Annotated in this window: 13 protein-coding genes; 3 read left to right on the forward strand and 10 right to left on the reverse strand. The window is 69.4% G+C overall.

Going from position 1 to position 14,302, the window contains the following annotated elements; all coding sequences use genetic code 11:
- Nucleotides 1–165 precede the first annotated feature (165 nt).
- Nucleotides 166–543: a LysM peptidoglycan-binding domain-containing protein gene (locus tag ACFWQC_RS17940; RefSeq protein WP_378680677.1), complete on the reverse strand. Its 378-nt coding sequence runs from the start codon at nucleotides 541–543 to the stop codon at nucleotides 166–168.
- Nucleotides 544–725: 182 nt separating this feature from the next.
- On the opposite strand from ACFWQC_RS17940, the gene lexA reads away from it, so the two are divergent.
- The 3 genes from lexA (at nucleotide 726) to ACFWQC_RS17955 (ending at nucleotide 3,620) form a co-directional block, all read left to right on the forward strand.
- On the forward strand, nucleotides 726–1,493 hold the full coding sequence (lexA, locus tag ACFWQC_RS17945; protein WP_378680680.1) for a transcriptional repressor LexA: 768 nt from the start codon (nucleotides 726–728) through the stop codon (nucleotides 1,491–1,493).
- A 95-nt stretch (nucleotides 1,494–1,588) separates the two neighbouring features.
- Nucleotides 1,589–2,026, forward strand: coding sequence for an alkaline phosphatase D family protein (locus ACFWQC_RS17950; RefSeq protein ID WP_378680683.1), 438 nt, complete (start codon nucleotides 1,589–1,591; stop codon nucleotides 2,024–2,026).
- 85 nt (nucleotides 2,027–2,111) lie between these two features.
- Entirely contained in the window at nucleotides 2,112–3,620 is a 1,509-nt protein-coding gene (locus ACFWQC_RS17955) for an MXAN_6640 family putative metalloprotease (RefSeq protein WP_378680685.1), read from the forward strand.
- A gap of 55 nt (nucleotides 3,621–3,675) precedes the next feature.
- On the opposite strand, the gene ACFWQC_RS17960 is transcribed toward ACFWQC_RS17955, so the two are convergent.
- From ACFWQC_RS17960 to miaA, 9 genes are all read right to left on the reverse strand, one after another.
- Nucleotides 3,676–5,670, reverse strand: a complete 1,995-nt coding sequence (locus ACFWQC_RS17960; protein ID WP_378680688.1) for an ATP-dependent DNA helicase — start codon at nucleotides 5,668–5,670, stop codon at nucleotides 3,676–3,678.
- 10 nt (nucleotides 5,671–5,680) lie between these two features.
- On the reverse strand, nucleotides 5,681–6,562 hold the full coding sequence (locus ACFWQC_RS17965; protein ID WP_378680691.1) for an SGNH/GDSL hydrolase family protein: 882 nt from the start codon (nucleotides 6,560–6,562) through the stop codon (nucleotides 5,681–5,683).
- A gap of 115 nt (nucleotides 6,563–6,677) precedes the next feature.
- Nucleotides 6,678–8,192, reverse strand: a complete 1,515-nt coding sequence (gene hflX / locus ACFWQC_RS17970) for a GTPase HflX (RefSeq protein ID WP_378680694.1) — start codon at nucleotides 8,190–8,192, stop codon at nucleotides 6,678–6,680.
- Nucleotides 8,193–8,276: 84 nt separating this feature from the next.
- On the reverse strand, nucleotides 8,277–9,908 hold the full coding sequence (locus ACFWQC_RS17975) for a VWA domain-containing protein (RefSeq protein WP_378680696.1): 1,632 nt from the start codon (nucleotides 9,906–9,908) through the stop codon (nucleotides 8,277–8,279).
- 103 nt (nucleotides 9,909–10,011) lie between these two features.
- Nucleotides 10,012–10,788, reverse strand: a complete 777-nt coding sequence (locus tag ACFWQC_RS17980) for an SDR family NAD(P)-dependent oxidoreductase (protein WP_378680699.1) — start codon at nucleotides 10,786–10,788, stop codon at nucleotides 10,012–10,014.
- 60 nt (nucleotides 10,789–10,848) lie between these two features.
- Nucleotides 10,849–11,700, reverse strand: a complete 852-nt coding sequence (gene dapF, locus ACFWQC_RS17985) for a diaminopimelate epimerase (RefSeq protein WP_378680702.1) — start codon at nucleotides 11,698–11,700, stop codon at nucleotides 10,849–10,851.
- Entirely contained in the window at nucleotides 11,700–12,329 is a 630-nt protein-coding gene (locus ACFWQC_RS17990) for an MSMEG_1061 family FMN-dependent PPOX-type flavoprotein (RefSeq protein ID WP_378680705.1), read from the reverse strand. The genes dapF and ACFWQC_RS17990 overlap by 1 nt, the downstream gene beginning before the upstream one ends.
- A 53-nt stretch (nucleotides 12,330–12,382) precedes the next feature.
- Nucleotides 12,383–13,312 (reverse strand): helix-turn-helix domain-containing protein, encoded by a 930-nt coding sequence (locus ACFWQC_RS17995; RefSeq protein ID WP_378680708.1) that lies wholly within the window; start codon nucleotides 13,310–13,312, stop codon nucleotides 12,383–12,385.
- The gene (miaA, locus tag ACFWQC_RS18000) at nucleotides 13,309–14,241 is read right to left on the reverse strand and encodes a tRNA (adenosine(37)-N6)-dimethylallyltransferase MiaA (RefSeq protein ID WP_378680711.1); all 933 of its coding nucleotides are present in this window, start codon (nucleotides 14,239–14,241) and stop codon (nucleotides 13,309–13,311) included. Before miaA ends, ACFWQC_RS17995 begins: the two co-directional genes overlap by 4 nt.
- Nucleotides 14,242–14,302: the final 61 nt, after the last annotated feature.

Raw genomic sequence — 14,302 nt, forward strand, 5'->3', positions numbered from 1 at the left:
CCGGCGCCTGGCCGGCGCTTCCGGGTTTCCGAACGCGCTCCAATACAGCGAGAGTGCTGCAGACGCTTCCCATCGTCTGCAGCACTCTCACCTTTCCCCGGTAGCCGGCTGCCAGGGTGCCCGCTGCGCGGGCTGACGGAGCAGCCGGACATCTATAGCGGCGCGCTACGGCGCGGTCGGGATGATCAGGGTCTGGCCGGACACGAGCATCGAGGACTCGAGGCTGTTGAGCTCCTTGATCGTCTGCTCCATCTCCCGAATCGAGGAGTCGGTGCCGGCGACGGCCTTCGAGGAGATGTCCCAGAGCGTGTCGCCATCGCCGACGACCATCGTGTGGGCGGAGGGGGAGGGACTTTTGTCCGCACCGTTCTCCACCGCGAACGCCACCTTCGCCCCGATCAGTGCGATCCCGAAGAGCACGACGAGCGCGAATGCGAACACGACGACTCGGCCGCGACGAGTGAGCCGCACGCTCGAGCGTCGCACCTCCGGCGCCGGACGCGGCGGCTCGGCTACGGGCAGCACATAGACTGTTGCACTCATCTCACGGCCTCCTGATCACCAGTCTCTCGATCACGTGTTCGATCGAGCACATGTTCGAAGGTAGATCACGTGTTCGAACAACGCAAGTAGCGACCCCAAGAATTTTCGAACGCCGACACGCGCCGCCCACGAGGTCGAACAAATGTTTGATGTCGTGGTGCCAGAGGGACTAATGTGGTGACATGACCACGCAGAAGACAGGCACCGGATCAGGCGGTTCGAAGAAGAGCCGCGTCCGCGAGCTGCCCGACGGGCCGCCGGACGCGACCGGGCTCACGCCGCGTCAGCAGCGCATCCTCGCTCACCTGCGCGACAGCATCGAGCAGCGCGGCTACCCGCCCAGCATGCGCGAGATCGGCGCAGCGGTCGGGCTGACCAGCACCAGCAGTGTCGCCCACCAGCTCCGTGCGCTGGAGCAGCGTGGTCTGATCCGCAAGGACCCGAAGCGGCCGCGCGCCCTCGAGGTCTTCCTCCCGGAGGTGATGGCCCACCGCAAGGCCATGTCCGGCGAGGAGCCCGAGTCGACGATCTCCGCCGAGGCCGACATCAACCCCAACCCCGATGCCGCGATGGTCCCCCTGGTCGGGCGGATCGCGGCCGGTGGCCCGATCCTGGCCGAGGAGACCTCGAGCCAGCAGAGCATCGAGGACGTCTTCCCGCTGCCCAAGCAGCTGGTCGGCAACGGCGATCTCTTCCTGCTCTCGGTCTCCGGTGACTCGATGGTCGACGCGGCGATCTGCGACGGCGACTTCGTGGTCGTGCGCCAGCAGCCGACCGCCGAGAACGGCGAGATCGTCGCCGCGCTGATCGACGGCGAGGCCACCGTCAAGACGCTCTCCCGCAAGGACGGCAAGGTCTGGTTGCTGCCGCACAACGCTGCGTACGAGCCGATCGACGGCACCCACGCGACGATCCTCGGCAAGGTGACTGCGGTCCTGCGCAGCCTCTGAGTCCTGCGCCACCTCCCGGAACGAGTCCGGGAACACTGCGTGAGATCCAGCCGCCGGCCCATGACAGGGCCGGCGGCTGCGTCGTTCCCTACAGCGTGACCCAGACGCAGATCGACCGCCGCACCCGCACCGCTCCGGCCGCGGACGCGACCCCGGAGAACGTACGTTTCGGGGTGGTCTCCTGCTCCAACCTGCAGGCCGGCTGGTTCGCGTCCTACCGCCACCTGGCCACGCGTGAAGACCTGCACGCGATCCTCCACCTGGGCGACTACCTCTACGAGTACGGTCCCGGCGAGTACGGCTATGGCATGGCCAACGAGAACGTCCGGCCGCACGAGCCGGCCCGCGACGCGTGGATGCCGCTGCGCGTGGACGGCACAGCCGCGGTGGAGACCGCCCCCTCCAAGATCGACGGCCACCTCCACGACCGCATCTACCGGCGGCCGGGTTTCGGCAACCTGCTCGAGGTGAGCATGCTCGACCTGCGCATGTCTAGGCCGTGTCCCCCGGACACAGCGGCGCTCTGCGCTTAGACTGCCCAGGTCTGCCTTCCCGAACGTCTGGTATCTCATGCGAAACATTGCCCGCCGGATCAACCGCAAACAACGATCCCTCGTCTTGATCGCAGGCATGGTCGTCGCGACGTTCGTCGCCACCATGCCCGCAACCGGCTCGACGCCGGCGACCTCGGTGAGGACCGGCGGTGACACCAGCGCCGAGCAGCCGGTGACGGAGAAGGCGGCCCGGGAGGCGCTCGCCGCGGCCAAGAAGGTCAAGCGCAACCAGTCGGTGCGCGGCACCCGGCAGGTCGTGCCCGGACGGCATGTCGCCGGCCGGCCCGACGCGACCATCGCGCTGACCGACCTGTGGAACGCCAAGGATGCCCTGGACGGCTCCAACAAGGCCGCCGCGCGGGAACTGCTCGCCCGCCCTCGCACCGCGGCCCAGACCTGCAGCAACGCGGTCTGCGTCCACTACACGCCGGGCAAGGGCGGCGACCGCGCCTCGACGACGTACGCGACCCAGGTCCGTGACGTGGTCACGAAGGTCCACAACCTCTACGTGCAGGCGGGCTACCGCAAGCCCGCCGCCGACAAGGCGGTCACCCCGGGCAAGGTCGACATCTACCTGGAGAACCTCTACGACGAGGGCTACTACGGCTATTGCGCGCCCGAGACGAAGGTCTCCAAGACCGCCGCGACGGCCTACTGCGTCCTGGACAACGACTACGCCACCAGCGAGTACGGCTCGTACAACACGCCCACCGAGAACCTCCGGGTCACCGCCGCTCACGAATACTTCCACGCCGTCCAGTTCGCCTACGACGCCGGCGAGGACCGCTGGATGATGGAATCCACGGCGACCTGGGTCGAGGACGAGGTCTACGACAGCATCAACGACAACCGGCAATACCTGGGCTACGGCCAGCTCGAGGACCAGCGCAAGCCGCTGGACAACTCCTACGCCTCCAACCTCGGCATCTACGGCAACTGGATCTTCTTCCGCTACCTCTCCGAGCGCTTCGCCAGGGAGCGGGGTGGCCTGCCAGCCGTGGTCCTCGATATCTGGAACCGAGCCCCGTCGACCTACTCCACCCTCGCCATCCGCCGGGCGCTCGCCGACCGCGGCACCACCCTGAAGACGCAGTACGCCCGCTTCGCCGCCGCCAACCTGGCGCCCTCGAAGACCTACAGCGAGGGCGGCGCCTACTATGCGCCGGTCTACGACGGCCGCACCGCGCTGCCCGCCAAGCGACAGACCGTCGACGGCAAGTTCACGCTGAAGCACCTCACCTACGCCTCGCAGCGCCTCGTCCCGAAGAAGGTGGGCAAGGGCTGGAAGCTGCGGGTGAAGGTCGACCTGGCCCGACCCAGCGCCAACGCCGCCATGGTCAGCGTCTTCCGCACCGACGGCACCCGCAGCGTCTACTACCTCAAGCCCAACAGCAAGGGCATCGCCACCAAGACCATCGAGGGCTTCTCCTCCAAGCGGATCCGCAAGGTCGAGGTCACCTTCGCCAACGCGAGCAGCAACTTCAAGTGTGGCCAGGGCACCGCGTTCTCCTGCCACGGCGTCGCGACCCCTGACAAGGCCACCCATCGCTGGTGGGCGAAGACCTACCGCTGAACCAACCCACGTCGACTCGGCTCGTCATAACGAGCCGAGTCGGCGTGCATCTCGGTCAGGCCGAGGCCATCTCAGAGAGACGCTTCAGTGCCTTACGCACGACCTCGGGGTCGGTCGTGGCCCACATCGGCGGCAGGCTGGCCTTGAGGAATCCGCCGTAGCGGGCGGTGGCGAGGCGGGCGTCCAGGACGGCCACGACGCCGCGGTCGGTGGTGGTGCGGATCAGCCGGCCTGCCCCCTGCGCGAGCAGCAGCGCTGCATGGGTGGCGGCGACCTGCATGAAACCGTTGCCGCCGGCCTTGTCGGCCGCCTGCTGCCGGGCCGACATCAGCGGGTCGTCGGGCCGCGGGAACGGGATCCGGTCGATGATCACGAGCTGGCAGGTGTCGCCGGGGACGTCGAGGCCCTGCCACAGCGACAGCGTGCCGAAGAGCACCGTGTGCGGGTCGGCGACGAACTGCGCCGCGAGCTCGGGCAGCTGCGCGTCTCCCTGGGCCAGCGTGGTCAGGTGAGGCAGCTTCTGGCGCACGACCTCGGCGGCGGCCTCGGCGGCGCGCCGGGACGAGAAGAGCCCGAGCGTACGCCCGTCGGCGGCGTCGACCAGGTCGACGATCTCGTCGAGGGTCTTGGCGCCCATGCCGTCACGTCCAGGAGGAGGCAGGTGGCGCGCGACATAGAGGATCCCCTGCTTGCCGTAGTCGAACGGGCTGCCGACATCGAGGCCGATCCACGGCAGCACGTCATCGGTGCGCTGCGCCCCGGCGCCCACCGCGGTGCGCTCCTCTGCCTTGAGCCCGAGGGATCCGGCCACGGGGCCGAAGTCGCCGCCGAGCTTGAGGGTCGCCGAGGCGAAGACGACGGTCTTCTCGGTCAGCAGCTTCTCGCGCATCTGCGCCCAGACCTGCAGCGGCGCGACGCAGAGTCGAGGCGGGATCCGGTCACCGCCCTCGTTGAGCCAGATGACGTCGTGCTCGGAGCCCGCGGCCATCCGCTCCGCGGTGGTGAAGACCTCCTGCAGGCCACCCTTGGCCTGCTGGAAGCCGGGATCGGCGCCCTCGGAGTCCTTCGGCTTCGGCAGCGCGGAGATCGCTGACCGAGCGGCATCGCGCACCAGCACCAGGGCGTCCGAGACGACCTCGGGCAGCGTGATCAGCCGCCCGGGTGAGGTCTCGTTGATCGCCGCGCGCAACGCGTCGGACGCATCGGCGAGGTCATCGGCCTCGGATCCCTCGATGTGCTTCTGGGCCCGCCGGGCGGCCCGCTCCACCTCGGCCGCGGTCAGCTCGTCGGTCGCCGCCTGGGTCACCCGGGCGACGAGCTCGTGGGCCTCGTCGATCACGACGGCGTCGTACTCCGGGATCATCGGCACGCCCTCGATCGCGTCGATCGCGAGCAGGGAGTGGTTGGTGACGATCAGGTGGCTCTTCTGGGCCTTGTCCTTGGCGACCTCGGCGAAGCACTCCTCACCGAAGGGGCACTTGGCGGCGCCGAGGCAGTCGCGGTGGTTGACGGAGACCTGGCGCCACTCGCGGTCGGTGTGGCGGGGCGCGGAATCGCGCTCGCCGCTGCCGCTCTTCTCCGCCTGCTTCTCGGCCCAGCTGCGCAGCTCGAGGACCTTCTCGGCCATCGGGCCCAGCGGGACGTCGACCAGGGTGCCCTGGTCGTCGGGCGCGCCCTCGCGCACCCGGTGGAGGCAGGCGTAGTTGGAGCGGCCCTTGAGGACGGCGTAGGAAGCGTCGACGCCGGGGCGCGAGCCGATCGCCTTGACCAGGCGCGGCAGGTCACGCTCGACGAGCTGGTGCTGCAGCGCCAGGGTCGCGGTGGCGATCACGACGCGGCTGTCGTGGAGCAGCGAGGGGACCAGGTAGGCCAGCGACTTTCCGGTGCCGGTGCCGGCCTCGACCAGCAGGTGCTCCTCGTCGGCCAAGGCCTGGGCGACCGCGTCGGCCATCAGCACCTGACCCTCGCGGGTGGCCCCGCCGAGGGTCTCGACCGCATCCGCCAGGGCTTCACGTACGGGCGTCTGGGAGGCGGCTTCGGTTACGGTCACCCGGGCAACTTTAGCCGTGGGCGGGGACAGTCTCCGATCGGCTCTCCGCGATCCGGCGGGCGACGATCTCCCCGAACTGAATGTGACCCGCCACCGTCAGGTGGGTGTTGTCCTCGAGCATCGGCAGCTCGAGGTCGAAGACGTTGATGTACGTCACCCCGTACTCCGCCGAGACCCGCCGCATCATCTTGTTGACGACCCGGATGGCCTTGGCGCGAGAGTTCACCTTGGGTGCGCTGAGCACGATGACCTCGTGATCCTTCAGCTCGTCCAGAGTCGCCCGGAAGCCCTTCTCGACGTCGTCGAGATCGCTCTTGGAGTCGTTGATGCCGCCCTCGAGCACGACCAGGTCGGCACCTTGCGCCACCGCGTCGGGGACGCGCTCGGGGAACGAGATCGGGCCGCACCGCTCCATCAGCGCGTGCGAGTAGCCGGTGCCGCCGAAGCCGGAGACCCGCACCTCGCCGTCGAGATAGCGCGGCCAGGACAACCCGGGGTCGTCCAGCCCGAAACCAGAGGCCCAGGAGTCGCCGATCACCACGACCCGCTCGCCGGCTCCGGTCACCACAGAGGCGCGGGTCACCGACTCTGCGGCCAGCCGGGTGCACAGGTCCTGGGTCACCTCGGACTCGTGGTTCGCCTTCTGCCCCGGGAGCACGCCGTCGTCCTGGCTGCCACAGCCCGCGAGCGTGGCCACCAGGACAGCACCAGCCAGCGCGCTCACGATCGTGGCGCGCGCCGCGTGGCGTCGAGGTCGCGCGGGCAGGGGCTGCCGTCGCGAGCGGTGTCCCAGTGCGTGCACGGCAAGGCGGAGGAGGGAGGCGGCCCGGTGTTGGCCGTCGACCGACGACAACGCAGCCGGGTGCGTGCTGGGGCACAGCGCAGCAGGCATTGCCCTGCCTGCTCGACCTCTAGTCCGCATCCCTGCCCTCCGACGACTGATCGTCCCAAGTGTGAGGGACGATCCCGACATCGCCAATGTCGCAACGCCGGATCAGCGCCCAAGATCAAGCAGAGCGCGCGGTCCTCGCGTACGCAGCCAGCTCGCCGGCCAGGTCCGCGTTGGCGCGGCCCGTGACGACGGTGCCTTCGGCAGTGTGCTCGAGGTGGTCGATCTCGCCGTGCTGGTGGATCCGGTTGACCAGGTCACCCCGCTCGTAGGGAACCAGTGCGGAGAACTCGACGCCCGGCCGCGGCAGGTCGGTCTCGACGGCCTTGATCGCGGCGTCGATGCCCTCGCCGGTCTTGGCCGATACCGCGACGGAGTGGGGCTCGGCGCGCAGCAGCCTGGCGATCACCAGCGGGTCGGAGATGTCGGCCTTGTTGATCACGACCAGCTCCGGCACCTCGCTGGCACCGATCTCGGCGAAGACCTCACGCACCGCCGCGAGCTGACCCTCGGGGTCGGGGTGGGAACCGTCGACGACGTGCACGACCAGGTCGGCGTCGGCGACCTCCTCCAGCGTCGAGCGGAAGGCCTCGACGAGCTGGTGGGGCAGGTGACGCACGAAACCGACGGTGTCGGACATCGTGTAGACCCGCCCGTCCTCGGTGGTGGTGCGGCGGGTGGTCGGGTCCAGGGTCGCGAAGAGCGCGTCCTCGACGAGCACCCCGGCACCGGTGAGCCGGTTGAGCAGCGACGACTTGCCGGCGTTGGTGTAGCCGGCGATCGCGACCGCCGGGATGTGGTGGCGCTTGCGGTCGGCACGCTTGGTGTCGCGAGTGCCCTTCATCGCCTTCAGCTCACGGTTCAGCTTGGCGATCTTGGTGTTGATCCGGCGGCGGTCGGTCTCGATCTTGGTCTCACCGGGACCACGGCCACCGATACCGGCACCACCGGCGACGCGGCCACCGGCCTGGCGGGACAGGTTGCCACCCCAACCACGAAGCCGCTGCTTCATGTAGCTGAGCTGGGCGAGCTCAACCTGCGCCTGGCCCTCGCGGGACTTGGCGTGCTGGGCGAAGATGTCGAGGATCAGCGCGGTCCGGTCGACGACCTTGACCCCGGTGCGGTCCTCGAGGTTCCTGAGCTGGCTCGGGGCAAGCTCGCCGTCGGCGATCACGGTGTCGGCGCCGGTCGCGGCGACGATCTCCTTGAGCGCCTCGACCTTGCCGCGCCCGATGTACGTCGCGGGGTCGGGCGCCTGGCGACGCTGGTAGATCGCCTCGAGCACCTCAGAGCCGGCTGTCTCGGCGAGGAGCGCGAGCTCGGCCAGGGAGTTCTCGGCGTCGGTCTGGGTGCCGCCGGCCCACACGCCCACGAGCACCACTCGCTCCAGGCGAAGCTGGCGGTATTCGACCTCGGTGATGTCCTCGAGCTCGGTGCGCAGGCTCGCGACGCGCTTGAGCGCGTGCCGCTCGGCGAGCTCCATGGCACCGACGGTCGGGTCGATGTCTTCGGGATCCTCGTCGGCGTAGCCGGACTCGAAGCCATCTGCGTCGAGCTCAGTGTCGAGCGCGTCCCAGTCCTCGGTGGCCTCGAGGTCGTCAGCGAGTGAAAATTCGTGTGCGTTGTTCGTCATATACCAACAAGGGTACGGCGCCGCACCACCCGGGGGACAATGCTTATCTGAAGGCCTGTCTGAATGCTTGTCCAAGAGCGCGTCTCAGCGCTGCTCGAGAGCCTCTCGCAGAACGGTTCCGACGTCCTCCGGACGCTCGGCGACGTACGCAGCCCCGCCGGTCGCATCGGCGATCGCCTGCAGCGTGCCGAGGTCGGCGTCGGCGGTGATCCCGATCCCCAGGACGCGGACCGGCCGCCGTGGGTCGGAGGCAGCCTCGAGCTGGCGTACGAGCTCTGCCACGTCCATCGAGTCGGGGTCGTCGTTGGTGCCATCGGTGAACAGGAGCACGTCGTTGGAGGCCAGCGGGTCGTAGGAGGCGACCGCGGCCTGATAGGCCGCCAGGGCGGTGTCGTGCAGGGAGGTGCCGCCGCCGGTGCGCGCGGTGAGACCGGCGATCTCCTCGGTCAGCTGCGCACGCTGGTTCTTCGAGGCCAGCTGACGGGTGGGGACGAGCACCTTGTGGTCGGCGCCCAGCGTGCCCTCGGTCTTCTCAGAGAAGGCCCAGAGCCCGATCGCGGCGACACCGGGAAGGAGACCGACGGCCTCCGAGGCCGCCTCCTGGGTGAGCTGGAGGCGGGTCGTGGCACTGTCAGGAGCCGTCGGCCACGCCATCGAGCCGGAGACGTCCACGACCGCGATCGCCCGGGTCGGGCGAAGCCTGGCGCTCCACTCCGAGGCCGTCTCCGCAACCGCGGCCGAGTCGACGCGGGTATACGCGCCCACGTTGGGCGAAGGTTTGCCGGCTCCGGTGGTGCGGAACCCGGCCTGGGTCAGCGCGGTGTCGGCGGCACCGCTGTCGAGCACCCTGGCGAAGCTGGTGATCGAGGCGGCGATCGAGTTTCGGCGCGAGGCGTCCGCGGTGATCAGGACCGGGTAGTCGAGGACCACCGTGCCCTCCTTCGGGGCACTGGCCTTCAACGCCGGCGCGTACGTCGACCACTGCTGCTCGCTGGTCGCGGTCACTCCGCCCATGACCGTCTGCAGCTCGGCCAGGCGTCCCGAGTCGGTCGGCGCGGCGCCCTCCTCGCCGGAGGCGAGCCGCTCTGCGTACGGCTCCAGCTTGGCCTCGCTCTGGGGCTTCCCCCGGCTCGCGACGGCGGTGCCGAGCGCGCTCATCATCCGCTGAGGGTCGCCCATCAGCAGGTCGTCCTCGGCGAAGGCCTCGGCGTAGGAGGTGCGGGTGAGCCCGTCGCCGGAGACGAGCACGACCGGCGAGGAGGCCATCGAGGCCCGCAGTGTCACCGGCTCGACGGCCGGGTCGACCCGGTCCAGCCAGACCGAGGAGTCAGGGATCCACACATCGGGGAGATCGCCGTCGAGCGCCAGCGGCGCAAGGACCTGGTCGGCCTTCGCCGACTCCACCTCGATCTGGCCACAGCCGGCGTCCTCGAGGATGTTGCCCACGGCGGTCGCCGCCTCGGGAGCCACCGCGACCGTCATCTCCGGGCCGAGACAGGTCCGGTCGGCGGTCGAGTCCGCGTTGCCGTTGGAGACCAGCGCGGTCGCGATCAGGCACACGGCCAGTACGCCGGCCGCACCGGCGATCACCCCGATCGTCTCCCGCGTCAGTCGTGGCTCGCGCGGGGGCTCGCCCGGTCCCGTCGGCCCCGTGGGCTCGTCGGACTCGATGATCGCGAGCGCCTTCGACGTACTGGTGTCCGCCCTATCGGACATGCGAACTCCTTGCTCCGACATTCCGCGGAGCGGTCTGAAACTGTCCGCGGCTGGCGCACACATTAGCGGTGCGCCAGCCGTCGGGGTACTTCTTGAGGCTTGTTTACTTCGGTGGCATCCGGATGCCGCCGTCGACGCGGATCGTCTCGCCGTTCATGTAGTCGTTGGTCAGACACTCCACGACCATGCTGGCCAGTTCCGCCGGCTCACCGAGCCGGTGCGGGAACAGCACGCTCTCGCCGAGCTTGGCCTTGAACGCCTCCGACTCCGGGCCCTCGCCGTAGATCGGGGTGTCGATCAGCCCCGGAGCGACGGTGTTGACGCGGATGCCGACCGCGGCGAGGTCGCGCGCGAGCGGGAGGGTGAGGCCGACGACGCCGCCCTTGGACGAGGAGTAGGACACCTGTCCGATCTGACCGTCGAAGGCCGCCACGCTGGCGAGGTTGACGATCGCGCCACGCTGCCCGTTGGCGTCGGGCTCGTTGCGACTGATGTAGGTCGCGGCCTGGCGGCACATGTCGAAGGTGCCGATCAGGTTGATCGCGATGACCTTCTTGTACGCATCCAGGTCGTGTGCCGAGCCGATCTGGCCGTCGCGGCCGATGGTGCGCTGCGCCCAGCCGATCCCGGCCGAGTTGACCACCGCCTTGAGCGGCGCAATCTCCACGGCCCTCTCCACAGCGTTGGTGATCTGGTCGGTGTCGGTGACATCGACCGGCACGAACAGGCCCTTGATCTCCTCCGCCAGGGCCTCGCCCTTGTCCTTCTGCATGTCCGCGACGATCACCGTCGCACCCCTGGCCGCCAGCGCCCGGGCGGTCGCCGCCCCGATCCCACTGGCCGCACCGGTCACGATCGCTGTGCTATCAGTCAACTCCATGGGCAGCACCATAGACGTGACCACCCTCACGATGGTGAATACCCGTTAACCGTCTCGCGGTCAGAGCGCGGTGATGCCCTCGGCGATCAGGACGGCCGGCCCGGTGAGCAGCACACGGTCGTCGGTCGTCCAGGTGACGTGGAGCGTGCCGCCAGGGACATCGACCCGGTACGTCACATCAGCATCGCGCGCGATCGCGAGACCGTCGGCCTCGGCGGCCGCGACCATCACCGCGCAGGCTCCGGTGCCACACGAGCGGGTCTCGCCCGCGCCACGCTCGAAGACCCGCATCGCGACGTGACGCTCGGCGACACGCTCGAAGAACTCGACGTTGACCCCGTGCGGATAGACCGCCTCGTCGAAGATCGGGGAGTCGTAGAGGTCACCGACGGGTCCGTGGGGGGCGATCGAGTCGACCTCGGCGGCGGCGTGCGGGTTGCCCATGTCGACGTTGCAGGCCGACCAGAAGTGGTGGGCGACGGTGACCTGGGTCGACCCGAGCAGCCTCGGCGAGCCCAGGTCGGCGGTCCAGACCTCTCCTTCCGCGCGCAGGGTCTTGTCACCGGCCCGCGTCGCGAAGGTGACCTCGTCGCCGGCGAATCCGACCGAGCGCAGATACTCCGCGAAGACCCGGGTGCCGTTGCCGCACATCTCGGCCCGGGTGCCGTCGGCGTTGCGGTAGTCCATGAACCACTCCGCGTCGCTGACCGGACGGTCCTCACCGGTGTAGGCGGCGGTCCGGATCACCCGCAGGATCCCGTCGCCGCCGATGCCGGCACGGCGGTCGCACAGCGCCCGGACCCGGTCGGCCATCTCCTCGTCCGAGAGGGCGCCGTGCACCGACCCGTCGACGTCGGGCAGCAGCACGAAGTCGTTCTCCGTGCCGTGTCCCTTCAGATACGGGTAGGACATCAGTAGAGGAACTTCGAGTAGGTGTCAGTGCGGTAGTAGTCCTCCATCTCGGCAAGAGTACGCGGGTCGTTCTCGACCTGCTTGGCGATGACCGCACGCTTGGGGAGGTGGTCGGGGTCCCACGTCTCGGGGTCCCACAGGCCCGAGCGCAGGAACGCCTTCGCGCAGTGGAAGAAGATGTCGTCGATGTCCACGACCAGGGCGAGGATCGGTCGCTTGCCCTTCACGACCATCTCGTCGAAGAACGGTGCGTCCGAGACCAGCCGGGCACGGCCGTTGATCCGCAGCGTGTCGCCGCGGCCCGGGATCAGGAAGTCGATCCCGACGTGCGGGTTGGCGAGTACGTTGCGGTAGCCGTCGACGCGCTTGTTGCCCGGCCGCTCCGCGATCGCGATCGTCCTGTCGTCGATGACGTGCACCAGCGACCCGGCCGGGTCCCCCTTGGGTGAGGCGTCGCAGTTGCCCTCGGCGTCCGAGGTGGCGAGCACGCAGAACGGCGTCGCGGCGAGCCACTCCCTGTCGATGTCGAGGAGCGCCGGGCGCCCCTTGGTCATCGCCCGCTCCTGTGGCACGCCGACCAGGTCGACGAGCTCTTCGAGCGTGCTGATCTCAGTCCAGGTAGGGGTCACGGCCTCAGGGTACGAGGCGAGCGCGTGGGCGGCCGAATCATTTCGCCGCTCGCTCAGACCGACGGCACCTCGCCCCGGCGGGTCCGCAGCCACTCGATCGGGTCGCCCCGGTCGACCTCGACACCGGCCATCCGGAGCATCATCCGGACCAGCAGACGCCGATGGGCTGCGTACGTCAGGACGTGCGCGACCACCGACCCGATCTGGAAGCTCTCCGGCGGCTCGCAGAGGGCGTCGATGAGCCGGTCCTCCCAGGCCCCGCGCCGCTCGATGTCGCGCACGACCGCCAGCCACCGCGCCACCACGGCCTCGTGCCGTTCGACCAGCGCGACGACCGAGTCCGTGCGGCTCCGGACCGGCATCGCGAGGCCCTCGATCGAGGCAACCCAGCACTCCTTGGCCCACACCGTCGCCTCCAGGACCTGCGCGATCGACTCCTCCGGGCCGTCCCACTCGAGCACCTCGTGACCGGCCAGCCGCACCTGTGTGAGCACCTCCGCGGGCAGGCCCTTGGCGAGGTCGAGCAACGCTCGGGTGTCGTCGAGGTCGTGCATGACGAGCTGCTCGGTCAGCGGAGAGAGCACCCGCTCCTGGGAGTCGACCCATAGCGACTCCGGCGGATGGAAGTGGATCCCGTTGGGCGCCGGCAGCCAGTGGCTGACCGCGGTGGTGCTCGGTGGATGCCCGAAGGCCTTCGCATAGGCCCGCGAGAACCCCTCCATGGACTCGTACCCGGCGGCCCAGGCGGCATCGGTCACCGTGCCACCGTGCTGCAGCTGCCACGCGGCCCGTTCCAGCATCACCCGGCGCCGCATCGCCACCGGCGGCTCGCCCGCGCCCCGGGAGAGCAGCCGGTTGAAGTGATAGGGCGAGGTGTAGGCGTCGCCGGCCATCTGCGCCAGCGTGCGCGGCTCTCCGACGTCGGCACCATCGAGCACCGCGTCCAGCAGCTCCCGCAGCCGGTCCCGCCCGTGGCCGTTCACGGCGTCACCGCCCGCACCGCCGCGACGGCCTTCTCGAGACGCACAGGATCATCATATGAGACCCACACGACCCTCGGATCCTTGCGGAACCAGGCGTCCTGCCGACGTGCGAACTGCCTGGTCTTGATGGCCGTTCTCTCCATGGCATCCTCCAGCGTCGTCTCCCCCGCGAGATAGGCGGCGACCTCCTTGTAGCCGATGGCCTTCGACGCGGTCCTCGACCGCCCCAGACCCGCCTCCAGGAGCCGCGCGACCTCGTCGACGAAGCCGGACTCGAACATCTCCGAGACCCGCTGCCGGATGCGTACGTCCAGCGCCTCCCGGGAGATGTCGACGCCGATCTGGATGGAGGCCGGGTCGTGGTAGACCTGCTCGGGCAGTCGTGCGCTGAACGGCTCACCGGTCAGCTCGATGACCTCCAGAGCGCGTACGACGCGGCGGCCGTTGTCGATCTCGATCCGCTCGGCCGCGACCGGATCCAGGACTCGCAGGCGGTCGTGAAGCGCCTTCTCACCTGCGGTTTCGAGCTCCTTCTCCAGCCGCTCCCGCACCTCGTTCGAGGTGCCGGGGAACTCGAACCTGTCCAGGATCGCTCGCGTGTAGAGAGCGCTGCCACCGACCAGCACGGGTGTCTTCCCGGCCTTCCGGAGCGTCGCGATCTCCTCGCGCGCCAGCGCCTGGAAGTCGGCCACGGAGGCCGGTTCGGCGATGTCGAGGAGGTCGAGCAGATGGTGCGGGATCCCACGCCGGTCCGCGACCGGCAGCTTCGCCGTCCCGATGTCCATACCGCGGTAGACCTGCATCGCATCGGTGTTGATGATCTCGCCGCCGAGGGTCTCGGCGAGGTCGAGCGAGAGCGACGTCTTCCCGGCTGCGGTGGCTCCGACGACGGCCACGATCGGGGCTGCGGACAGGGCAAAAGATCCCAAGTCGCGTAGCCCATGTGGCCCATCGGGGTCGCGTGTCCCCCTGTTGCTGTCGTACTCCATG

Source organism: Nocardioides sp. NPDC058538 (assembly GCF_042719275.1).
Taxonomy (GTDB): domain Bacteria; phylum Actinomycetota; class Actinomycetes; order Propionibacteriales; family Nocardioidaceae; genus Nocardioides.